This is a genomic window from Xanthomonas sp. CFBP 7698 (genome assembly GCF_003600855.1).
GTDB lineage: Bacteria > Pseudomonadota > Gammaproteobacteria > Xanthomonadales > Xanthomonadaceae > Xanthomonas > Xanthomonas cannabis.
Window position 1 is genome coordinate 709,877 of sequence record NZ_PRDN01000002.1, and the last position, 21,201, is coordinate 731,077.

Genomic DNA, 21,201 nt, shown 5'->3' on the forward strand with positions numbered 1-21,201 from the left:
ACACGATTTACACAAATATGGCAGAGCCCGTACGAAAAAGTTTCCATAATTCGCATTGGCGTTCTAATTAATGCAACACGGGCGTGCAATTTGTGCGTCGGAGCCCTGTCAGTCTCAGAGGCGGTCCGTGGCCGGCAACTGCCAACTTCGGCATTCACATGGTCGCCTACACAAGTCGCGACCCAGCCGCATCGCTAGGAGCACGCCCTGGCGTGACAAGACGTCAGGGGACGCGCCCCTGCACCAGCACCTTACCGATTCGCAAGCGCACCCCCCCGCGCCATCGCGACACTCGACCCGGACGGCGCACCGAGGTCCTGGACATGACAACTACGGCGCAGACCCACGCAGCCGCGTTGTCCATCCCGAACATGCGCACCTGCCGCAAGCACACCACCCGTGCCAGCTTCTGCTCACTCGCCTTCGGCGATGCCGCCGGGCACCCGCACCCAACCCTCCATCAGCACGCGCGCACTGCGGCTCATCAGCGCCTTGGTCACCTGCCACTGCCCATCGACCTGTGTTGCCTCGGCGCCCACGCGCAAGGTGCCGGACGGATGACCGAAGCGCACCGCCGAGCGGGCCGCGCCGCCGGCCGCCAGGTTGACCAAGGTGCCCGGCACCGCCGCAGCGGTACCGATCGCCACCGCTGCGGTGCCCATCATCGCGTGGTGCAATTTGCCCATCGACATCGCACGCACCAGCAGATCGATCTCGGCCGCGTGCACCTGCTTGCCGCTGGAGGCGGTGTAGTCGGCCGGCGGCGCCACGAAGGCCACCTTGGGCGTGTGTTGTCGCGTCGCGGCGTCCTCCACCTTGGCAATCAAACCCATCCGCACCGCGCCATGCGCGCGCAAGGTTTCGAACATGATCAACGCACGCGGGTCGCCATTGATGGCCTCCTGCAACTCGGTGCCGGTGTAGCCCAGATCGCGCGCGTTGACGAAGATGGTCGGAATGCCCGCATTGATCAGCGTGGCATCCAGCGTGCCCAGCCCGGGAATCTCCAATCGATCGATGAAATTGCCCGTGGGGAACATCGCCCCACCCTCGCCTTCGGCATCATCGGCCGGGTCGAGAAATTCCAGCTGCACCTCGGCCGCCGGAAAGGTCACCCCGTCCAGTTCGAAGTCGCCGGTTTCCTGCACCAGCCCATCGGTCATCGGCACATGCGCCACGATCGTCTTGCCGATATTGGCCTGCCAGATCCGCACCGTGGCCATGCCATCGCGCGGAACGCGTGTGGCGTCGATCAATCCGCTGGCAATCGCAAATGGCCCCACCGCTGCGGACAGATTGCCGCAGTTGCCACTCCAATCCACGAACGCGCTATCGATGGACACCTGCCCGAACAGATAGTCCACATCGTGCCCATCACGCGTACTGGCAGAGACGATCACGCTCTTGCTGGTGCTCGAGGTCGCCCCGCCCATGCCATCGATCTGCTTGGCATACGGATCCGGGCTGCCGATCACCCGCAGCAACAGCGCGTCGCGTGCAGCGCCCGGGTGCTGTGCGTCCTCGGGCAGATCCTGCAGACGGAAAAACACGCCCTTGCTGGTGCCCCCACGCATGTAGGTGGCGGGGATACGGAGTTGGGGGAGATGGGTCATGGGTTGGTCTATCTCGGTTGAGCGTCAGTGCAGCAACAATGCGCCATCTGCGGCATTGCCGAAGGCCCTGCGCGAAAGGCGTCGAGCCACTCAGGTGTCGTCGCGCATCCATGCTGGAATATCGCGCTGCATCTGCAGTACACGCCAGATGACGATGTCTGCATCGCGTTCGATATAGAAAATCAAATAGGGAAACCCCTTGAGCGGCCACACGCGCAGATGCTGCAGGTTCAGCAGTACCGCATGTCGGCTCGAACCAACACCGGGGTGCTGCATCAGCGTTTTGACCGCCACTTCCAGCGCGTCGGTAAACGCCAGTTCCACTGCGAGCCCAGCCTGTTCGCCGTACCACGCAGCGGCTTCATCCACGTCACGCAGCGCCAACGGACGCCAGCGCGCCGGCTTCACTTGCCAGCAGCGCGTACCTGCGCGCGCTCGCGCATTGCCTCGAAGAAATCCGGCTCCATCGCAACCGCCGGACCTGAGTTGACTCCGTCCAGCAGCAACCCACGCAGCCGTTCCACATCGCGTTGTTTGCGGATCAGTTCGCGCAGGTATTCGCTGCTGGAGCCGTAGGCATGCTCCAGCACCTGTTGATCGACGAACTGCTTGAGTTCGTCAGGCAAAGAGATGTTCATGGTGGCCATGCAAGCTCCTGATGGCAAAGATTGCCAAAGTGTGCGCGCCGGGTCGGGCGGGTGCAAGCCGGCGGCCTGAGGGCCTTGAAGACCAGGGGAATCAGGCCGCCGTGGCTTCCAGAAAATCCTGCGCAAACCGCTGCAGCACACCACCGGCTTCGTAGATCGACACTTCCTCTGCAGTATCCAGCCGGCACGTGACCGGTACCTGCAGCTGTTCGCCATTGCGCCGGTGGATCGAGAGTGTCAGCGTGGCACCCGGCGTGCGCTGGCCGGTGACGTCGAAGGTTTCGCTACCATCGATACCAAGCGTCTTGCGATCGGTGCCCGGCTTGAACTCCAGCGGTAGCACGCCCATGCCGATCAAGTTGGTGCGGTGGATCCGTTCGAAGCCTTCGGCCACGATCACCTCCACACCGGCCAGACGCACGCCCTTGGCTGCCCAGTCGCGCGAGGAGCCCTGCCCGTAATCGGCACCGGCGACGATGATCAACGGCTGCTTGCGGGTCATGTAGGTTTCGATCGCCTCCCACATGCGCATGACCCGCCCTTCCGGCTCCAGTCGCGCCAGCGAGCCTGCGGTGACCTGCCCATCGATCACGGCCATTTCGTTGATCAATTTGGGATTGGCGAAGGTGGCGCGCTGCGCGGTGAGATGGTCGCCGCGATGGGTGGCGTAGGAATTGAAATCCTCCTCGGGCACGCCCATGTGCGCGAGGTACTCGCCAGCCGCACTGCCGGCCTGGATCGCATTGGACGGCGACAGATGATCGGTGGTGATGTTATCGCCGAGCACGGCCAGCGGCCGCATGCCGTGCAGGGTGCGTGCCCCAGCCAATGCGCCCTCCCAATACGGCGGGCGGCGAATGTAGGTGCTGGTCGGGCGCCAGTCGTACAACGGGCTCACGCTGATGCCCTGCCCACTGCTGCGCTGAAACATCGGCTCGTACACGCGACGGAAGTGCTCAGGCTTGACGCTGCGCGCCACCACCGCGTCGATCTCCGCATCGCTCGGCCACAGATCCTTGAGCGTTACCGCGACGCCGTCTGCACCGATGCCCAGCACGTCCTTTTCGATATCGAAGCGCACCGTGCCGGCAATTGCATAGGCGATTACCAACGGCGGCGAGGCGAGAAACGCCTGCTTGGCATACGGGTGGATGCGCCCGTCGAAATTGCGGTTGCCCGACAGCACCGCCGTGGCATACAGATCGCGGTCGATGATTTCCTGCTGGATGGTTGGGTCGAGCGCACCGCTCATGCCATTGCAGGTGGTGCAGGCGAACGCCACGATGCCGAAGCCCAGCTGTTCCAGTTCGCTCAATAAACCGGCTTCTTCCAGGTACAGCTGCACTGCCTTGGAACCCGGCGCCAGCGAACTCTTCACCCACGGCTTGCGGGTCAAGCCACGCGCGTTGGCATTGCGTGCCAGCAAGCCGGCCGCGATGACGTTGCGCGGGTTGGAGGTGTTGGTGCACGAGGTGATTGCCGCAATGATCACCGCGCCATCGGGCATCTGCCCCGGCACCTCGTCCCAGGCGCCGGCAATGCCGCGCGCAGCCAGCTCGCTGGTGGCCACGCGCTTGTGCGGGTTGGAGGGCCCGGCCATGTTGCGTACCACGCTGGACAGATCGAACTGCAGCACGCGCTCATACTGTGCGGTGGCCAGATCGTCGGCCCACAGCCCGGTATGGCGAGCATAGTTCTCCACCAATGCCACCTGCGCGTCGTCGCGACCGGTGAGCCGCAGGTAGTCGATGGTCTGCTGGTCGATGTAGAACATCGCCGCGGTCGCCCCGAATTCCGGCGTCATGTTGGAAATGGTGGCGCGGTCGCCGATGGTCAGCGCACTGGCGCCTGCACCATAGAATTCGAGATAGGCGCCCACCACGCGTTGCTGGCGCAGGAATTCGGTCAAGGCCAGCACGATATCGGTGGCGGTCATTCCCGGTGCCGGCCGCCCGGTAAGTTCCACGCCGATGATGTCCGGCAAGCGCATCCACGAGGCGCGCCCCAACATCACGTTTTCTGCTTCCAGGCCGCCCACGCCCACTGCGATGACGCCCAACGCATCCACATGCGGGGTGTGGCTATCGGTGCCCACGCAGGTATCCGGAAACGCCACGCCGTCCAGCGTGTAGATCACCGGCGACATCTTCTCCAGGTTGATCTGATGCATGATCCCGTTGCCCGGCGGAATCACTTCCATGTTCTCGAACGCGCGCTTGGTCCATTCGATGAAATGGAAGCGATCGGCATTGCGACGGTCTTCCACGCCGCGATTCTTGGCAAAGGCCTGCTTGTCGAAGCCGGCGTATTCCACCGCCAACGAGTGATCGACGATCAGTTGCACCGGCACCACTGGGTTGACCTGCGCCGGATCGCCGCCCTGCTCGGCAATGGCATCACGCAGTCCGGCAAGATCCACCAAGGCGGTCTGCCCCAGGATGTCGTGGCAGACCACACGCGCCGGAAACCACGGGAAATCCAGCTCGCGCTTGCGCTCGATCAGTTGGCGCAGATACGCCTCCAGCATCTGCGGCTCGGCACGTCGCACAAGATTTTCCGCGTGCACGCGTGCGGTGTATGGCAAGCCTGCATATGCACCGGGCTGCAACGCATCCACGGCGGCGCGTGCATCGAAGTAATCCAACGCGGTGCCCGGCAAGGGCTTGCGGTACTGGCTATTCATGGCTGGCGATATCACAAGGCGGGCGGGGTCTATTGCTGTTGCTGTTGCTGTTGCTGTTGCTGTTGCTGTTGCTGTTGCTGTTGCTGTTGCTGTTGCTGTTGCTGTTGCTGTTGCTGCTCGTATTCCTGCTCACCACGTGCCACTCGCCACGCTCCCTTCTCCCGCAACGCGGGAGAAGGTGCCCGAAGGGCGGATGAGGGCAGCTCGCAAGTGGCACTTTTCAGACGCGCTGATCCAACGGCACAAACACCTGATCTTCCGGCCCGGTGTAATTAGCCGAAGGCCGAATGATCTTGCCATCCACGCGCTGCTCGATGACGTGCGCACTCCAGCCCGCCGTGCGTGCCAGCACGAACAGCGGGGTGAACATCGCTGTCGGCACACCCATCATGTGGTAGCTCACCGCACTAAACCAGTCCAGATTCGGGAACATCTTCTTGATGTCCCACATCACGCTTTCCAGACGCTCGGCGATGTCGTACATCTTGCGGCTGCCCTGCTCCTCGGACAGCTCGCGCGCCACGTCCTTGATCACCTTGTTGCGCGGGTCGGACACCGTGTACACCGGATGCCCGAAGCCGATCACCACTTCCTTGCGCTCCACGCGTGCCTTGATGTCGGCCTCGGCTTCATCTGGCGTGTCGTAGCGCTTCTGCACCTCGAAGGCCACCTCGTTGGCGCCGCCATGCTTGGGACCGCGCAACGCGCCGATACCACCGGCAATGGCGCTGTACATATCGCTGCCGGTACCGGCAATCACGCGGCTCGCAAACGTGGAGGCATTGAATTCGTGCTCGGCGTACAGGATCAGGCTGGTGTGCATTGCGCGCACCCACGAATCCTTCGGCGCAAAACCATGCAGCAGGTGCAGGAAATGCCCACCGATGGAGTCGTCGTCGGTCTCCACCTCGATGCGCTTGCCGTTGTGGCTGTAGTGATACCAGTACAGCAGCATCGAACCGAGCGAGGCCATCAACTTGTCCGCGATATCGCGCGCACCGGGATGGTTGTGATCGTCCTTTTCCGGCTGCAGGCAGCCCAGCACCGACACACCGGTGCGCATCACATCCATCGGGTGCGCGGATGGCGGCAGCTGTTCCAGCGCGGTTTTCACCGCCGCCGGCACACCACGCAACGAGCGCAGCTTGGCCTTGTAGCCGCGCAACTCGCCGCTGTTGGGCAACTTGCCGTGCACCAGCAGGTAGGCGATCTCCTCGAACTCGCTGGTGGTGGCCAGGTCCAGAATGTCGTAACCGCGATAATGCAGATCGTTGCCGCTGCGCCCCACCGTGCACAGCGCGGTGTTGCCTGCGGCAGTGCCTGACAGTGCGACGGATTTTTTCGGCTTGAAACCGGGAATGGCAGTGTCGTTCATGCGATGAGCTCCCAAGCTGTGGCGTGTTGCAATGTCACGAAGGATTGACCAGATGGACCCAGCAAGCGGCGATCATGCGCCCTTGCGCGCAAACAACGCGTCCAGGCGCTGTTCGTAGCCGTGATAGCCGATGCGCTCATAGAGTTCTTCGCGGGTCTGCATCGTTTCCAGCACGGCCTGCTGGTGGCCATCGCGTCGAATCGCCGTATAGACCGCCTCGGCGGCCTTGTTGGCTGCACGGAACGCCGACAGCGGGAACAGCTGGATCGCCACACCGGCCTGTGCAAGTTGGTCGCGCGTGAACAGCGGGGTCTTGCCGAATTCGGTGATGTTGGCCAGCACCGGCACTTTCACTGCATCGACAAAGCGCGCGTAGGTCTCCAGGTCGTAGGCGGCCTCGGCAAAGATGCCGTCGGCGCCCGCGTCCACGCAGGCGATGGCGCGTTCGATCGCCGCATCCACCCCTTCCATCTGGATGGCGTCGGTGCGTGCAATCAAGAAAAACGCTGGATCGGTCTTGGCATCGGCTGCTGCCTTGACCCGGTCGACCATCTCACCCTGGCTCACGATCTCCTTACCCGGCCGATGCCCGCAACGCTTGGCGCCAACCTGGTCTTCGATATGGCAACCGGCCGCGCCGGCCTTGATCAGCGACTTGATGGTGCGCTCGATATTGAAGGCACTCGGCCCGAAGCCGGTATCCACATCCACCAGCAGCGGCAGTTCGCACACGTCGGTGATGCGGCGCACATCGATCAGCACGTCTTCCAGCGTGTTGATCCCCAGATCCGGCAAGCCCAGCGAGCCAGCCGCCACGCCGCCGCCGGACAGGTAGATGGCCTGGTAGCCCGCACGCTGGGCCAGTAGCGCGTGGTTGGCATTGATCGCACCGATCACCTGCAGCGGCGACTCGGCAGCCAGCGCTGCGCGGAAGCGCGTGCCGGCAGAGGCTGGATAGGAGGACGTCATGACAGTTCCCGGGATGAGATGGTTAGCTGGTCAGCAAACGTCGTGCCAATCGCAAGTGTCTGATTCTGCTACGAACCGGAAACGCCATTGTTGCGGTTTTGGAACTGATGGAACATCATGAAACATGACGAAACAGCTCGACTTCCCGCGCACCTCCAGCACCTCCGACGCAGCAGACACCTCTCTGCCGGTAATCTGGACCGTCAGCGTATCCCGCCTGACCGGCCTGCTCGCCGACGTCATCCCCGAGTTCGACCAGCGCGCGCGCATCGAGCAGATCAACCTTGGCTTCGCCGAAGCGGTGGAGGTCATCGGCCAGCGACTGCGCCGCGAACGCTGCGACGCCCTGGTGGCCGGCGGCTCCAACGCCGCCTATCTGCGCAGCCGCCTGGCATTGCCGCTGGCACCAATCCAGGCGACCGGGTTCGACCTGATGGAAGCACTGGCGCGCGCGCGCCGCATTGCCCCGCGCATCGGCGTGGTGACCCATGCCAGCGACGTCCCGTCGTTTCATGCATTCCAGACCAGTTTCGACCTGGATATCGAACACCGCCGATTCGTCACTGCCGAGGACGCGCGCGATTGCATTGCCGACCTGCGCGCCGCCGGTATCCAGGTCATCGTAGGCACCGGCATGGCGATCGATTTCGCCGAACAGGCCGGGCTGCCCGGCGTGCTGCTGTATTCGGCAGGGTCGGTGCGCCAGGCGCTGGAGCAGGCCATCGCACTGGGCACGGCATCGAGCCGGGAGCGGCCCTCCGCGCGTAGTCACTCAAGGCGCCCCCGACGTAGCGATGCGCTGCTTGGCGACGAAGCCGCCATGGCGCAGGTGCGTGCCTTGGTGCAGCTGTATGCCCCGCATGCCGGCACCGTCCTGATCAGCGGCGAAACCGGCACCGGCAAGGAATTGGTCGCCCGACAACTGCATGCCGGCAGCCGTCGACGCGGCCGTTTCGTGGCAATCAATTGCGCGGCCATCAGCGAATCGTTGCTGGAGGCAGAGCTGTTCGGCTACAGCGATGGCGCCTTCACCGGTGCCCGCCGCGGCGGGCACACCGGCCTGATCGAAGCCGCGCAGGATGGCACGCTGTTCCTCGACGAAATCGGCGAATTGCCCATGCCGTTGCAGACACGGCTCTTACGCGTATTGGAAGAACGCGAAGTGTTGCGCGTTGGCGCGACCCTGCCCGTCGCAATCGACGTGCGTGTGGTGGCCGCCAGCCTGCAGGAGCTGCACGCGCTGGTCGAACAAGGGCGATTCCGTCGCGACCTGTTCTACCGCCTGGCAGCGTTACGCATCGCGCTGCCCCCCTTGCGTCAGCGCCCCGACGACATCGCGCTGCTGCTGGCGCATTACTTCCAGCAACTCGGCAATATCGCCTCGCCGCTGTCGAAGGCTGCATTGCAACGACTGCAACTACACACCTGGCCCGGCAACGTGCGCGAGCTGCGCAACCTGGTCGAACGCCTGTGCATCCACTGGAAGGCGCAGGCGCACGAGAGCCTGAGCCTTGAGCAACTGCATTGGTGGGCACCGGAACTGTTCGACACACAGATTGGCGATACCGCAGCGACATCCGCACGCAGCGACCTGGCGGCGTCCCGCCTGCAGCTCACCGCTGCAGCCGTCCGCGCGGCGCTCGATCGCGCAAACGGCAATCGCGCCCTCGCCGCACAGGCGCTCGGCGTTTCGCGCACGACGCTGTGGCGCTGGATGCAGGCGCAAGCTACCTAGAGAACGGACGCGACTACTGCAAGGCGCACGCCCAGGCGCAGAGGCTCACTTGACCCGCGTGTACTCGGTATCGCCGGTGCTCAAACGACCGCTCGCCTCGTCGATCGCATAGTTGACCGTGCCATTGCCACTGGACACCTGCAGCACGCCCTTGGTCAACAACGCCGGGTAATTTCGGGTCTTGACCCCATTGCCGAACATCTCCGGCGAGGTGTCGCGGATGATGAAGCTCTCGCCGTTGTGCTCGATGCTCAGCACATTCTTCTGCGACTTCACATTGACCCACTTGCCCACGTACTGCTCGCCAACATCGCGCGCGCAGCCGGTTAGCAGCGCCATCGCAATCAGGGCACTTCCAAGCAGTGCTTTCATCGCCATACCTTCTTGAACGCGGGGGTCTCGCAGGATGGCAAGTCCTTGCTGAGCCCGCAACAAGCAGGCACAAGCGACGAGACAGACCACCCGGAAAGCACGATCACGGGGGCGCAGACTCGACTCTCCGGTCGCCAACGGACATGTCTACAAGACCGGGAACGACGTTCTGCTGATTGCCCAGGTGCGCTATCACTCCCCGTAGCGGCAACGTGCATTCAATCGAATTCGCCCACCGCTACGGCCTGCAGCAGGTGTCACCCATGACGTCCCGCGCGTTGCTGCGTCCTTGAGCCTCCCGCATGGGAGGCGAGACACAAAAAAACCGGCACATGGCCGGCTTTTTCTTCGCGTCCAATCCCGTGGAGTGCAGGATTTCTATGGTGGGCGGTACAGGGTTCGAACCTGTGACCCTTGCCGTGTGAAGGCAATGCTCTACCGCTGAGCTAACCGCCCGGTGACGCTAGCCGCACATTATAGGGCAGCTGCGGCAATCGTCAACAGCTACATCCGCGACGGCGAGGACCTGGTCGAAAACGTCCGGTCCAATGACTGGGCGCGCCGTGCCGGCGGTCTGGCGGCGCCATGGCGATAATCGATTCGGCGCCATTCAAACGCCCGATACGCCCCTTCGACGACCCGCTGCCAATACGACGGCAATCACGCACGCAACCGCACCGCGCCGCACCACGTCACATCGTATGCGTCGGTTTGTCCGAGGTCGTCAGGCCTGCCAGCAGGGTCTCGATCTTGTTGCGCACTGCCTCACCTTCCGGGCCGTCCGGGAACTGCACGCCGATGCCGGCAGCGCGGTTGCCCTGGGCGCCGGCCGGCGTAGTCCAGATCACCTTGCCGGCCACCGGCAGGCGCTCGCTGGAATCGGGCAGGGTCAGCAGCAGGAAGACTTCGTCGCCCAGCATGTAGCGCTTGGGGGTCGGCACGAAGATGCCGCCACCTTTCACGAACGGCATGTACGCGCTATAGAGCGCCGGCTTGTCTTTCAACGCCAGCGACAAAATGCCTTGGCGTGCATTCATTGCACTCATCGAGTTCCCCTAGAACGTGGCTGGCGCTCTCCCTCGCGCCAGGCCAGCAACAATTCCGTCACTGCCAGGTCGGCGCGGACGGTGGTGCGCAGCAGGTCGCGGGTGCGGTTGGCGGCGTCGAACCAGGTCGCCAGCTTGTGCAACCGCGATGGATCGGTCAAGCCGGCCGAGGCCTGCGCCAATGCCAGATCGGCGGCATGCCGCAGACGTTGATCGGCCTGGCCATCATTGGTCCAGCGCTGCGCAACCTCCACCGCGCCGACGCGGCCGCTGGCAATCTGCTCCAGGTCCTGCGCCACCGCACGCCGCACCGCCAGGCCGTCTTCGCGCAGCCATTGCGCGGCAAGGCCGGGATGGCCGCGGGCGGCGTCCAGGGCCTCCTGCGCAGCGCGCTCGCTGACGCCTTGCGACAGCAACCAGGCCAGTGCCTCGTGCGCGGGCGGCAATTTGAATTCCAGGCGCTGGCAACGGCTGCGGATGGTCGCCGGCAACCGCGCCGGCTGGGCACTGATCAACCACAGATAGCGGCCGGGCGATGGTTCTTCCAGCGTCTTGAGCAAGGCGTTGCAGGCGGCGCGATTGATCGCATCGGCCGGGTCGACGATCACCACCTGGGCGATGCCGTACTGCGGGGTCAGCGCGAGCTTTTGCGAAATCTCGCGCACCTGCTCGATGACGATCTCGGTACGCAGCTTGTCGCCGGTACGGTTGGGAATGAAGGACACCAGCTGCAGGTCCGGGTGAGTGCCGGCGGCGATCAACTGCCGCGTGCGCTGCGCCAGTGCCGGGTCCGGCGAGCTGGCCAGCACGTGCTCGGCCAGGGCCAGGGCGACCGCGCGCTTGCCCAGCCCTTCCGGCCCGCAGATCAGCAAGCCGTGCCCGAGCCGTCCGGCATCCAGTGCGGCTACGGTCTGGTCGAAGGCGCGTTGCTGCCAGGGCGAAAATGCGGCGGTCATGGCGTGGGCTCCGTCTGCGGCGCGCTCGGCAGGCGGCGCCGCTGCAGGTAGCGCGCCACCGCCGCGTTATGTTCGGCCAGCGTGGCCGAGAATGCGTGCGCGCCGGTGCCATCGCCGACGGCCACGAAATACAGCGCCTCGCCGGGTGCCGGCTGCACCGCCGCCAGCAGCGCCTCGCGGCCCGGCATCGCAATCGGCGTCGGCGTCAGGCCGGTGCGCGTATAGGTGTTGTATGGCGTGTCGGTGGTCAGGTCGCGGCGGCGGATATTGCCGTCGTAGCTGCTGCCGATGCCGTAGATCACGGTCGGGTCGGTCTGCAGCTTCATGCCCAGCTGTAGGCGGCGCAGGAACACTCCCGCGATCAACGGCCGCTCGGAGCCCAGGGCAGTTTCCTTTTCGATGATCGATGCCAGGATCAATGCCTGTTCCGGCGAGCTAAGCGGCAGGTTCGGGGCGCGCTGTTCCCAGGCCTGCGCCAATGCCTTTTCCATGGCGGCGTGTGCGCGCTTGAGCACGTCGAGGTCGCTATCGCCGCGCTGATACACATAGGTTTCCGGCAGGAATCGCCCTTCCGGATGCTGCTTGGCAAATCCCAGCCGCGCCATCAGCGCCGCATCGTCCAGCGCGTCGATGGAGTGCTGCAGCGGCGTGGCGGTGGCGAGTGCGGCGCGAAGCTGCCGGAAATTCCAGCCCTCCACGATCGTGAAACGGTACTGGATCACACGCCCCTGGCGCATGCGCGTCAGCACCTCGCGTGGCGACAGTGCCGGCGCCAATGCGTACTCGCCCACCTTGAGCTTGCCGGCGGCATCCACCTGGCGCGCGAGCAGCTGCCATTCCAGATCAGTGCCCTGCTCCAGGCCGGCCGCGCGCAATTTGCGCAGCGTGACCTTGAGCGAATCGCCGGGCGCAATCACCACGCTGGGCGCGCTCGCACTCACGGGGGTATCGGCGAAGTGCAGGTAATGCCGCCACGCCACCACGGCGGCAATCGCCAGCAGCGCTGCAAGCAGCAACACCGTGCCCAGCACGGCCAGACATCCGCGTTTGCCAGTCACCGCCACACCCACCTCGTCATTGCCCCTGCGCCGCGCAGGATACCGCGCGCCGGTGATGTCCCGTTGAAGCGCTCATGTCTGCTCGATCGCGCGCAATACGCCACGCGCCTTGGCGCGGGTTTCGTCCAGCTCGCGCTGCGGGTCCGAGTCCACCACGATCCCGGCGCCAGTGCGGAAACGCACCTGCTCGCCGGCCACCTCGGCCGTGCGGATCAGGATATTCAGATCCATGTCGCCATCGCGATTGAGCCAGCCGAACGCACCGGTGTAGGCGCCGCGCGCGGTCTGTTCGAGCTCGGCAATGATCTGCATGCAGCGCACCTTGGGGCAACCGGTGATGGTGCCGCCGGGAAACACCGCAGCGATCACCGCGCCCGGGGTCACCCCGGCGCGCAGGCGGCCACGCACGTTGCTGACGATGTGGTGCACGTGCGCGTAACTCTCCACGGCCATCAGCTCGTCCACCTCCACGGTGCCGGACGCGCAGATGCGGCCCAGGTCGTTGCGCTCCAGATCGATCAGCATCACGTGCTCGGCGCGCTCCTTGGGATGCCCGACCAGCTCGCGGATGCGTGCTGCATCGTCGTCGCCGGCAAAGCGCGCGCGGGTACCAGCGATCGGGCGGGTCTGCACCGCATCGCCCTGCACCGACACCAGCCGCTCGGGCGAGGAGCTCACCACCGCGCGCCCGGCCGCCACGAACAGGCCGGCAAACGGTGCAGGGTTGGCCGCGCGCAGGCGCGCATGCAGCGCGGCCGGGTCGACCAAGTGGGCGAATGTGGCCTGCCATGCACGCGAGATATTGGCCTGAAACACATCGCCGGCCCGTAGGTAATCCAGCACCCGCTGCACCGCGTCGGTGAAGCGCTCGGGTGTGTCCTCGTCCACCACCACCGGCCCGACCCACGCAGGCAACGGCGGCAATGCGGCGCAGGCAGCGATGTCTTCGACGATGCGGGTCAGTAGATCCTCACGCCCCGGCTCGGCCAGCGCAACGCAGCGCCCTTCCACGCGGTCGCGCAGCACCGCTGCCGGCGCGCGCAACGCCAGCGCAGTCGGCATGCCATCGCCGCGGGCGGGCAGCTGCAGAATCGGTTCGACCTGCGCGGCCAGTTCGTAATCCAGCAGCACCGCCCAGCCGCCGCGAAACGGCCATGGGCTGGTTGTATCGTGCGGCACGCGCTCGGCCTGCCAGGCGGCATCCAGCGCGTCCAGAAACGTGCCTTCGAGCACCCGGCCATCGCCATCGCGGGTGCGCCCATCGCCGTCCAGCCGCAGGCTTGCGCCCTCTGCCAGCAGCAGCACATCCCAGCGCCCGTGGGCGGTTCCGGAAGCAGTGGATTCGAGCAGGGCCGGATAGCGTTGCGGTGCCAGCCGATGCAGCGCCAGCAGGTCGATGTCCGCATGCAGTGATCGGGTGAGCGTCATCGGTCCGGCGTGGCGTGAGGTGCAGACGCGCGCCGCTGCGGTAAACACAGCGTCCGCGATGAGATGGATCGGCTGTCAATCGGAAACGTCAGCAGCGACTGCCGCGCGGAAGCGACACGCACAGCAGCTGAGGCAGCGCACACCGTTTTCAGAGAAGAAAACGGCGCATCGACTCAGACGCGCTTGAACACCAGCGTGCCGTTGGTGCCGCCAAAGCCGAAGCCGTTGGACATCACCGCATCCACCTGTACCTCGCGTGCCACGTTCGGCACGTAATCCAGGTCGCAGCCTTCACTGGGCTCTTCCAGGTTGATGGTCGGCGGAATGATGCCGGTGTGCAGCGCCATCACCGAGAAGATCGCTTCCACGCCGCCGGCCGCGCCGAGCAGGTGTCCGGTCATCGACTTGGTCGAGCTGACCATGGTCTTGTAGGCGTGGTCGCCCAGCGCGCGCTTCATCGCCAGGGTTTCGGCCAGATCGCCCAGCGGCGTGGAGGTGCCGTGCGCATTGAGATAGCCGATCTGCTCGGGATTGAGCTTGGCATCGCGCATGGCGGCCACCATGCTGCGCGCCGCGCCTTCGCCGTCTTCGCTGGGGGCGGTCATGTGGAACGCGTCGGAACTGGCGCCGAAGCCGACCAGCTCTGCGTAGATGCGTGCGCCACGGGCCTTGGCGTGTTCGTACTCTTCCAGCACCAGCACACCGGCACCGTCGCCCAGCACGAAGCCGTCGCGCTGCTTGTCCCACGGGCGCGAGGCCGCAGCGGGATCGTCGTTGCGGGTGGACATGGCCTTCATGGCGCAGAAACCGCCGACCGAACTCGGCGAGGAGCCGCGCTCGGCGCCGCCGGCCAGCATCACGTCGGCATCGCCGTACTGGATCATGCGCATTGCGGTGCCGATCGAGTGGTTGGACGTGGCACACGCGGACACGGCCGAGAACGTCGGGCCCTTCAGACCTTTGATCAGACTGACCTGGCCCGGCAACATGTTGATGATGGTGCTGGGCACATAGAACGGCGAGATCTTGCGCGCGCCGCCCTCGTGGAATTTGATGGTCTGCTCTTCGATACCGAGCAGCCCGCCGATGCCGGAGCCGAGAATGGCACCAATGCGTTCGGCATTGCTTTCGTCGATCTCCAGCCCGGAATCGTCCAGCGCCATGAACGAGGCGCCGACACCGTAGTGGATGAACGAGTCCATCTTCTTGACGTCCTTGGCGGACACAAAAAGCGTGGGGTCGAAATTCTTGATTTCGCCGGCGATCTTGGTGGTGAACTGCGAGGCATCGATCTGCGTGATCGGGCCAATGCCGGAGCGCCCGTGGATGATTCCATCCCAGCTGCTGGCAAGATCATTGCCCAGCGGCGACACAATGCCCATGCCGGTAACGACAACACGACGACTCATTGCAGATCTCCTCACCACGGAACGAACGGTGCTTGCGGTTTGCGGGTGACGCCTAAAAACACAGGGCCGCATCAGCGGCCCCATGGAATGTCTGACGCAGCAGCGGCGTGATGATGCGCGCCACCGCCGTCAGGAACAACGCATCAGCTCTTGACGTGAGCCTTGACGTAGTCGATCGCCTGCTGGACCGAGGTGATCTTCTCGGCCTCTTCGTCCGGGATCTCGCACTCGAACTCTTCTTCCAGCGCCATCACCAGCTCGACGGTGTCCAGCGAGTCGGCACCCAGGTCATCGACGAACGATGCGCTGGTGGTGACTTCCTCTTCCTTGACGCCGAGTTGTTCGACGACGATTTTCTTGACGCGTTCTTCGATGGTGCTCATTGGGGATATCGCTCCAGATGGAGTAGTGGTGGTACAAAAAAACGCCATCGGGCTGCGATGGCCGCGTTGGATAGTGTAGTGGAAGCGCCCGAGCCTTGCATTGCATCACAAGTCCCGGCCGATCAGCCACTTAGCGCCTCCCGGCGCCGCACGCTCACGGCATGTACATGCCGCCGTTGACGTGCAGGGTCTCGCCGGTGATGTAGCGTGCGGTCGGGCCAGCCAGGAATGCCACCGCATTGGCGATGTCTTCCGGGGCGCCCAGGTGGCCCAGTGCGATCTGCTGCAGCAAGGCGGTCTTGGCCTCGTCCGGCAGCGCCTTGGTCATGTCGGTGTCGATGAAACCGGGCGCCACCACGTTGACGGTGACCCCGCGCGAGCCGATTTCCTTGGCCAGCGACTTGGAGAACGCAATGATGCCGGCCTTGGCCGCGGCGTAGTTGGTCTGGCCCGGATTGCCGGTCACCCCGACCACCGAGGCGATATTGACGATGCGGCCCTTGCGCGCCTTCATCATGCCGCGCATCACCGCCTTGGAGGTGCGGAACACGCTGGTCAGGTTGGTGTCGATGATCGCCTGCCAGTCGTCGTCCTTCATCCGCATCAACAGGTTGTCGCGGGTGATGCCGGCGTTGTTGACCAGGATCGAGATCGCACCGAATTCCTTGCCGATCGCATCGATCAGGCCATCGACCGCTGCTGCATCGGTGACGTTGAGTTCGCGACCGTGCCCGCCGTGGGCGGCCAGGCGCTCGCCGATCGCCGCAGCGCCGGAGGCCGACGTGGCGGTGCCGATGACGGTGGCGCCCTGGGCGGCCAGCGTGTCGGCAATGGCCGCACCGATCCCGCGGCTGGCACCGGTGACGAGGGCGATTTCGCCCTGCAGAGGCTTGCTCATGAATGCTGTTCCTCGAAGGGGGACGTCGTGACCGTGGCCGCGAACGTCGAGGGAGGCCGGCACGACCGGCATATGCAGTGGATCAGTGCGCCCACGCGTCGAGCGCGCCGGCATAGTCGGCCGGCGTGGCCAGCGGGCGCGCGTCCAGGCTCTTGTCGATGCGCTTGATCAGCCCGCTCAGCACCTTGCCCGGGCCGCATTCGGCAATCCGCGTGATGCCCTGTGAGGCCAGCGCCTGCACGCACCCGGTCCATTGCACCGGCAGGTACAGCTGCTCGGCCAGCGCCTGGCGGATCGCGGCGCTGCCCTCGTGCACACGCGCATCGACGTTCTGCACCACCGGGATCTGCGGCGTCTGCCAGCTCAGCCCGGCCATGGCTTCAGCCAGCTGATTGGCGGCATCGCGCATCAGCGGCGTATGCGAGGGCACGCTCACCGCCAGCTTGACCGCCTTGCGCACGCCGCGCTCGGCCAGCAAGGCCAGCGCGCGGTCCACCGCGGCGGCATCGCCACCAATCACGATCTGACCGGGCGAATTGAAGTTGGCCGGCACCACCACCTGGCTGCCTGCCGCTTCGGCACAGACCTCCAGCACCAACGCGTCGTCGGCGCCAAGCACCGCAGCCATCGCGCCAACGCCGGCCGGCGCGGCGGCCTGCATGAACTGGCCGCGCAGCCGCACCAGGTGCGCGCCGTCGTGCAGCGACAAGGCGCCGGAGGCGACCAGGGCGGTGTATTCGCCCAGGCTGTGCCCGGCCAGCAGCGCCGGGCGCTGCCCGCGCTGGGCAGTCCACAACCGCCACACCGCCACGCCCGCGGCCAGCAAGGCCGGCTGGGTGTATTCGGTGCGGTTGAGCATTTCTTCCGGGCCACCCTGGGACAGGGCCCACAAATCGACACCGGCGCCTTCGGAGGCTTCGGCAAACGTGTCACGGATCTGCGGATGCAGTTCGGCCAGTTCGGCCAGCATCCCTAAGGACTGCGAGCCCTGGCCGGGAAACACGAAGGCGAGAGTGGATTCGGTCACGCGCTGCTGCCTGCAAAAATCGAGCCGGGATGATACGTGCGAAATCGCCCTGGCGTCTGTACTGCCGCGTATGCAAGCCTGCACCGACGCAGCGGCCGGCACGCTTACAACAAGGCTGCGAGCAGGTCCATTTCGCCGTCGGCACACCAGTCCACGCACAGCACCAGCACCAACACCACGCCGAAGGCACTGGCCGCATGGATAGCCTGGATCGCCCGCCCCAGCGCGCTCGCCGAGCGGCCCAGGCCGCGCGCCACCTGCGCAACGCGCCGCAGGCGCCCGGTGACCGTATGCGCATGTTCGACCACCGCCGGGCCGGCGGTATCGAAGGCGCGCGCCAGCAGGCGCTGCAGCACCTCGCGCCGGCCGCGGTAGTACTTGGCCACGCCATAGCCGAACACCAGCCAGTCGCGCGCCTGGGCCTGCGTCAGGTCCATCACTTCCAGTGGATCTTCTTCGAAATCGATAAAGCCGACCGACTGGCCATCGAAGGTCATGTTGCGTGGCAACGGCTGCCCGAAATAGGCGCCATGACCATGCGCATGGACCATGGCCGACACCGCCAGCGCCACCAGGCGGTCGCGCTCGGGCACGTCGGCTTCGCGCAGGCAGGTGGCAAACGAGCGGCCGTTGTCGCTCAGGATCAGGGCCGCCTGCCCACAGCCGACCACGCGCGGCACATTGACCGACTGCGCGTGCAGCTCGCCGAGCCGGCGCGCTTCGAGGTCGCGCGCGGCGTCGCCGCCACGGTGCGGCGGTGGACGCAATGCATCCAGGCCCCAGCGGCGTGCGACAAAGTTGAGTGCGCCCAGCGAGACCGCCCGATTGCTGCGGCGGTACTGCTTGAGCCAGACACGCTGGCCGGCGATGACGATGGGTTCTGCCATGACGGTCCGTCCTTCGACGCAGTCAGACCCAGCCGGCGGACGCGGCCGGGCCTGCGGGACTCAGTAGCGCAGCAGCGCCGAGCCCCAGGTAAATCCACCACCGAAGGCTTCCAGCAGCAGCAATTGGCCGCGCTGCACGCGGCCCGAGCGGACCGCTTCGTCCAGCGCCAGCGGCACCGAGGCCGACGAGGTATTGCCGTGGCGATCCACGGTGACCACCACCTGCTCCATCGGCAGGTCCAGCCGCTTGGCGGTGGCCTCGATGATGCGCAGGTTGGCCTGATGCGGGATCAGCCAGTCCAGGTCGTGCTTGTCGTAGCCGTTGGCGGCCAGGGTCTCATCGACCACCGAATCCAGCGCCTTGACCGCGTACTTGAACACGTCGTTGCCCTTCATCAGCAACGCGCCGCCGCCGTTCTTGCCTTCGCCGAAGCCGACCGACACGCCCACCGGGTCCCACAGCAGCTCTTTCTTGCTGCCGTCGGCATGCAGATGGGTGCTGAGGATGCCGGTTTCTTCATCGGCCTTGAGGATCACCGCACCGGCACCGTCGCCGAACAGCACGCAGGTGGTGCGGTCGGTCCAGTCGACGATGCGGGTCAGGGTCTCGGCGCCAACTACCAATACGGTCTTGGCGTCGCCACTGCGCACGAACTTGTCGGCCACGCTGAGCGCGTAGACAAAGCCCGAGCAGGCCGCGTTGACGTCCATCGCCCCGCACCCGACATTGCCCAGCCGCGCCTGCAGCAGGCAGGCCGTGGACGGGAAGATCAGGTCGGGGGTGGTGGTGCCGATGACGATCAGGTCGATCTCGTCGGCGGTGACGCCGGCCGCTTCCATCGCCTTCAGCGAGGCGAAATACGCCAGATCGCTGGTGGTCTGGTTGTCGGCGACGATGTGACGCTCACGGATACCAGTGCGCGAGAAGATCCATTCATCGCTGGTGTCGACGATCTTGGACATGTCGTCGTTGGTCAACACCTTTTCGGGCAAATAGCTACCCGTGCCCGCGATTCTGGAATAGATCCGCTTGCTCATACTGTTTCCTGGTGCAAGAGCCGCGGTGACCGGCGGCTCCGGAAGAAGCGAGAGTCACCCGGCCGCGTAGCGGCGCCGGGTGCCACGAATCAATCTTCTTGAATGGCCGACGACTTGGTCGCGATCACCTTCTTGCCGCGGTAGTAACCGTCAGCGGTGATGTGGTGGCGCAGATGGATCTCGCCGCTGGTCGGGTCGGTCGACAGCTGCTTGGCGGTCAGGGCGTCGTGCGAACGACGCTGGCCGCGACGGGACGGGGTGACACGGGATTTCTGCACAGCCATGGGATTGCTCCAACTTTAGTTCGATAACTTGTCTGTTGAGTCGAACAGCACGCTCTACGCCCGCGTCGACCTGTCTTTCCGCCCTTAACAGCGGCGGTTACTGTTTCTTCAACGCTGCCAGCGCCGCGAACGGACTGGCCTTGTCTTGCTCTTCCTGGGTCGGAACCCATTCGGCATCGATCGCTTCGCTGCCCGGCGCCATCGGCACCACTGGCACCGACAGCACCAGTTCGTCCTCCACCAGGTCCGCCGCCCGCAACATGCCGTCGTCTGGCACCAGCAAGGCTTCGTAGTCCGGCGGCAACGCGGCTTCTTCGTCCTCGTCGCGGATCAGGCCGAGACGCTGCCTGATCTGCACCGGGTACAGAAAACGCTGCAAGGTGCGCTGGCAGGCCAGCGGCAGCTCGACATCGATGCTGAGTTCGACATAGGCGACCTTGAGCAGAGCGTCCTGATCGAACTGGAGCGAATAGACACACTCGCCTTCGGTATCGACCAGACTCCCCTGCAGACGGGTCATCGCAGAGAGCGGGATGCGGCCATCGAAGCGCCTGCGCGCTGCGACCATCCGCCAAGCATCCAGCATTTCGGGTACGTTCGCGGACATAAGCCGCAGAATGTTAAAGACCCGCCGTGGCCATGTCAAATGCACCCATTCAGTGTGCTGCACCGGGTGCAGACTGGCAGACTGCCCTGCCCGTTTCCAGCAGCGTCCATGATGCCACGCCTGATCCTAGCCTCCACTTCCGTGTACCGGCGCGAGCTGCTTGGCCGCCTGCAACTGGACTTCACCACCGCACGCCCGCAGGTCGATGAGCGGGCGCAGCCGGGTGAGGCTCCGAGCGCCCTGGCCAGCCGCCTGGCTGCCGAAAAGGCCGCCGCCATCGCGACCCACACGCCCGACGCCTGGGTGATCGGCTCGGATCAGGTGGCCGACCTCGACGGCCAGGCGCTGGGCAAGCCCGGCACCGTGGACCAGGCACGCGCGCAGTTGAGCGCCATGTCCGGGCGCACGATGCGCTTCCACACCGCGGTCAGCCTGATCGGCCCGGAGGGCGCCTTTCACGCCCTGGACCTGACCGAAGTCCAGCTTCGCCCGCTGACGCCCGACGCGATCGCGCGTTACCTGGCCGCCGAACCCGCACTGGATTGTGCCGGCAGCTTCAAATGCGAAGGCCTGGGCATCAGCCTGTTCGATGCGATTCGCTCTGAGGATCCCACGGCCCTGGTCGGGCTGCCGCTGATCGCGCTGGCGCGGTTACTGCGCCAGGCGGGGTTTGCGCTTCCCTGAGAGTGCGTCAGACAAAGAGAGCGATGCTGCGTGCCGCGCGCCTGGCTTACGCCCGCCTGGCAGATCATTCGTGCGATCGACAAGCCATACACCCAGGCCGAG

General features: G+C 65.3%; 21 protein-coding genes and 1 tRNA gene. 2 read left to right on the plus strand and 20 right to left on the minus strand.

The genetic code is table 11. The features are described 5' to 3' along the window. Positions 1–413 precede the first annotated feature (413 nt). The 6 genes from prpF to prpB all read right to left on the minus strand — a co-directional run bounded on the left by prpF (position 414) and on the right by prpB (position 7,287). Positions 414–1,613 (minus strand): 2-methylaconitate cis-trans isomerase PrpF, encoded by a 1,200-nt coding sequence (gene prpF, locus XnspCFBP7698_RS10925; RefSeq protein ID WP_104581114.1) that lies wholly within the window; start codon positions 1,611–1,613, stop codon positions 414–416. 90 nt (positions 1,614–1,703) lie between these two features. After that, a complete protein-coding gene (locus tag XnspCFBP7698_RS10930; protein ID WP_104581113.1) occupies positions 1,704–2,021 on the minus strand; it encodes a type II toxin-antitoxin system RelE/ParE family toxin in 318 nt (105 codons plus the stop codon). Next, positions 2,018–2,260 carry a type II toxin-antitoxin system ParD family antitoxin gene (locus tag XnspCFBP7698_RS10935; protein WP_104581112.1) on the minus strand — a complete coding sequence of 81 codons (243 nt, stop codon included), beginning with the start codon at positions 2,258–2,260 and terminating at the stop codon, positions 2,018–2,020. The genes XnspCFBP7698_RS10930 and XnspCFBP7698_RS10935 overlap by 4 nt, the downstream gene beginning before the upstream one ends. A 91-nt stretch (positions 2,261–2,351) precedes the next feature. Beyond that, positions 2,352–4,943 (minus strand): Fe/S-dependent 2-methylisocitrate dehydratase AcnD, encoded by a 2,592-nt coding sequence (gene acnD, locus XnspCFBP7698_RS10940; RefSeq protein ID WP_104581111.1) that lies wholly within the window; start codon positions 4,941–4,943, stop codon positions 2,352–2,354. A 220-nt stretch (positions 4,944–5,163) separates the two neighbouring features. Next, positions 5,164–6,318 (minus strand): 2-methylcitrate synthase, encoded by a 1,155-nt coding sequence (prpC, locus tag XnspCFBP7698_RS10945; RefSeq protein ID WP_047695436.1) that lies wholly within the window; start codon positions 6,316–6,318, stop codon positions 5,164–5,166. Positions 6,319–6,390: 72 nt separating this feature from the next. Next, positions 6,391–7,287: a methylisocitrate lyase gene (gene prpB, locus XnspCFBP7698_RS10950; RefSeq protein WP_104581110.1), complete on the minus strand. Its 897-nt coding sequence runs from the start codon at positions 7,285–7,287 to the stop codon at positions 6,391–6,393. Positions 7,288–7,411: 124 nt separating this feature from the next. Between prpB and prpR the strand changes: the two genes are divergently transcribed. Continuing rightward, complete coding sequence (gene prpR, locus XnspCFBP7698_RS10955) at positions 7,412–9,022, plus strand: propionate catabolism operon regulatory protein PrpR (protein WP_104581109.1); 1,611 nt, start codon at positions 7,412–7,414, stop codon at positions 9,020–9,022. A 45-nt stretch (positions 9,023–9,067) separates the two neighbouring features. Here prpR and XnspCFBP7698_RS10960 read toward each other — a convergent pair whose 3' ends face one another. The 14 genes from XnspCFBP7698_RS10960 to XnspCFBP7698_RS11025 all read right to left on the minus strand — a co-directional run bounded on the left by XnspCFBP7698_RS10960 (position 9,068) and on the right by XnspCFBP7698_RS11025 (position 20,415). Then, a complete protein-coding gene (locus XnspCFBP7698_RS10960) occupies positions 9,068–9,394 on the minus strand; it encodes a hypothetical protein (protein ID WP_047695464.1) in 327 nt (108 codons plus the stop codon). 381 nt (positions 9,395–9,775) lie between these two features. After that, a tRNA-Val gene (locus XnspCFBP7698_RS10965) sits at positions 9,776–9,850 on the minus strand. Positions 9,851–10,086: 236 nt separating this feature from the next. Next, positions 10,087–10,440, minus strand: a complete 354-nt coding sequence (locus XnspCFBP7698_RS10970; RefSeq protein WP_003483889.1) for a PilZ domain-containing protein — start codon at positions 10,438–10,440, stop codon at positions 10,087–10,089. Next, a complete protein-coding gene (locus tag XnspCFBP7698_RS10975) occupies positions 10,437–11,396 on the minus strand; it encodes a DNA polymerase III subunit delta' (RefSeq protein WP_104581108.1) in 960 nt (319 codons plus the stop codon). Before XnspCFBP7698_RS10975 ends, XnspCFBP7698_RS10970 begins: the two co-directional genes overlap by 4 nt. Continuing rightward, entirely contained in the window at positions 11,393–12,466 is a 1,074-nt protein-coding gene (gene mltG / locus XnspCFBP7698_RS10980) for an endolytic transglycosylase MltG (RefSeq protein WP_104581107.1), read from the minus strand. The genes XnspCFBP7698_RS10975 and mltG overlap by 4 nt, the downstream gene beginning before the upstream one ends. A gap of 60 nt (positions 12,467–12,526) precedes the next feature. Next, positions 12,527–13,882 carry an aminodeoxychorismate synthase component I gene (locus tag XnspCFBP7698_RS10985; RefSeq protein WP_104581106.1) on the minus strand — a complete coding sequence of 452 codons (1,356 nt, stop codon included), beginning with the start codon at positions 13,880–13,882 and terminating at the stop codon, positions 12,527–12,529. A gap of 173 nt (positions 13,883–14,055) precedes the next feature. After that, complete coding sequence (gene fabF, locus XnspCFBP7698_RS10990) at positions 14,056–15,291, minus strand: beta-ketoacyl-ACP synthase II (protein WP_104581105.1); 1,236 nt, start codon at positions 15,289–15,291, stop codon at positions 14,056–14,058. Between the two features lie 143 nt (positions 15,292–15,434). Beyond that, positions 15,435–15,674, minus strand: coding sequence for an acyl carrier protein (gene acpP / locus XnspCFBP7698_RS10995; RefSeq protein ID WP_002814322.1), 240 nt, complete (start codon positions 15,672–15,674; stop codon positions 15,435–15,437). A gap of 154 nt (positions 15,675–15,828) precedes the next feature. Next, on the minus strand, positions 15,829–16,572 hold the full coding sequence (gene fabG / locus XnspCFBP7698_RS11000; protein ID WP_039404078.1) for a 3-oxoacyl-ACP reductase FabG: 744 nt from the start codon (positions 16,570–16,572) through the stop codon (positions 15,829–15,831). An 82-nt stretch (positions 16,573–16,654) separates the two neighbouring features. Next, a complete protein-coding gene (fabD, locus tag XnspCFBP7698_RS11005; RefSeq protein WP_047695429.1) occupies positions 16,655–17,599 on the minus strand; it encodes an ACP S-malonyltransferase in 945 nt (314 codons plus the stop codon). A 104-nt stretch (positions 17,600–17,703) separates the two neighbouring features. Next, positions 17,704–18,486: a serine/threonine protein phosphatase gene (locus tag XnspCFBP7698_RS11010; RefSeq protein ID WP_104581104.1), complete on the minus strand. Its 783-nt coding sequence runs from the start codon at positions 18,484–18,486 to the stop codon at positions 17,704–17,706. A gap of 60 nt (positions 18,487–18,546) precedes the next feature. Continuing rightward, entirely contained in the window at positions 18,547–19,524 is a 978-nt protein-coding gene (locus XnspCFBP7698_RS11015) for a beta-ketoacyl-ACP synthase III (RefSeq protein ID WP_104581103.1), read from the minus strand. An 89-nt stretch (positions 19,525–19,613) separates the two neighbouring features. Next, positions 19,614–19,808, minus strand: a complete 195-nt coding sequence (rpmF, locus tag XnspCFBP7698_RS11020) for a 50S ribosomal protein L32 (protein ID WP_039404068.1) — start codon at positions 19,806–19,808, stop codon at positions 19,614–19,616. 97 nt (positions 19,809–19,905) lie between these two features. Next, on the minus strand, positions 19,906–20,415 hold the full coding sequence (locus XnspCFBP7698_RS11025) for a YceD family protein (RefSeq protein ID WP_039564560.1): 510 nt from the start codon (positions 20,413–20,415) through the stop codon (positions 19,906–19,908). Positions 20,416–20,523: 108 nt separating this feature from the next. Here XnspCFBP7698_RS11025 and XnspCFBP7698_RS11030 point away from each other — a divergent pair, with 108 nt between their 5' ends. Continuing rightward, positions 20,524–21,099, plus strand: a complete 576-nt coding sequence (locus XnspCFBP7698_RS11030) for a nucleoside triphosphate pyrophosphatase (RefSeq protein ID WP_104581102.1) — start codon at positions 20,524–20,526, stop codon at positions 21,097–21,099. Positions 21,100–21,201: the final 102 nt, after the last annotated feature.

Coding starts and splice junctions, on each gene's coding strand:
- XnspCFBP7698_RS11010 (WP_104581104.1), bottom strand. CDS start 18,486: ATGGCAGAACCCATCGTCATCGCCGGCCAGCGTGTCTGGCTCAAGCAG.
- prpF (WP_104581114.1), bottom strand. CDS start 1,613: ATGACCCATCTCCCCCAACTCCGTATCCCCGCCACCTACATGCGTGGG.
- prpC (WP_047695436.1), bottom strand. CDS start 6,318: ATGAACGACACTGCCATTCCCGGTTTCAAGCCGAAAAAATCCGTCGCA.
- XnspCFBP7698_RS10970 (WP_003483889.1), bottom strand. CDS start 10,440: ATGAGTGCAATGAATGCACGCCAAGGCATTTTGTCGCTGGCGTTGAAA.
- XnspCFBP7698_RS11025 (WP_039564560.1), bottom strand. CDS start 20,415: ATGTCCGCGAACGTACCCGAAATGCTGGATGCTTGGCGGATGGTCGCA.
- acnD (WP_104581111.1), bottom strand. CDS start 4,943: ATGAATAGCCAGTACCGCAAGCCCTTGCCGGGCACCGCGTTGGATTAC.
- prpR (WP_104581109.1), top strand. CDS start 7,412: ATGACGAAACAGCTCGACTTCCCGCGCACCTCCAGCACCTCCGACGCA.
- rpmF (WP_039404068.1), bottom strand. CDS start 19,808: ATGGCTGTGCAGAAATCCCGTGTCACCCCGTCCCGTCGCGGCCAGCGT.
- prpB (WP_104581110.1), bottom strand. CDS start 7,287: ATGACGTCCTCCTATCCAGCCTCTGCCGGCACGCGCTTCCGCGCAGCG.
- XnspCFBP7698_RS11015 (WP_104581103.1), bottom strand. CDS start 19,524: ATGAGCAAGCGGATCTATTCCAGAATCGCGGGCACGGGTAGCTATTTG.
- acpP (WP_002814322.1), bottom strand. CDS start 15,674: ATGAGCACCATCGAAGAACGCGTCAAGAAAATCGTCGTCGAACAACTC.
- XnspCFBP7698_RS10985 (WP_104581106.1), bottom strand. CDS start 13,882: ATGACGCTCACCCGATCACTGCATGCGGACATCGACCTGCTGGCGCTG.
- fabF (WP_104581105.1), bottom strand. CDS start 15,291: ATGAGTCGTCGTGTTGTCGTTACCGGCATGGGCATTGTGTCGCCGCTG.
- XnspCFBP7698_RS10935 (WP_104581112.1), bottom strand. CDS start 2,260: ATGGCCACCATGAACATCTCTTTGCCTGACGAACTCAAGCAGTTCGTC.
- XnspCFBP7698_RS11030 (WP_104581102.1), top strand. CDS start 20,524: ATGATGCCACGCCTGATCCTAGCCTCCACTTCCGTGTACCGGCGCGAG.
- fabG (WP_039404078.1), bottom strand. CDS start 16,572: ATGAGCAAGCCTCTGCAGGGCGAAATCGCCCTCGTCACCGGTGCCAGC.
- XnspCFBP7698_RS10960 (WP_047695464.1), bottom strand. CDS start 9,394: ATGAAAGCACTGCTTGGAAGTGCCCTGATTGCGATGGCGCTGCTAACC.
- XnspCFBP7698_RS10975 (WP_104581108.1), bottom strand. CDS start 11,396: ATGACCGCCGCATTTTCGCCCTGGCAGCAACGCGCCTTCGACCAGACC.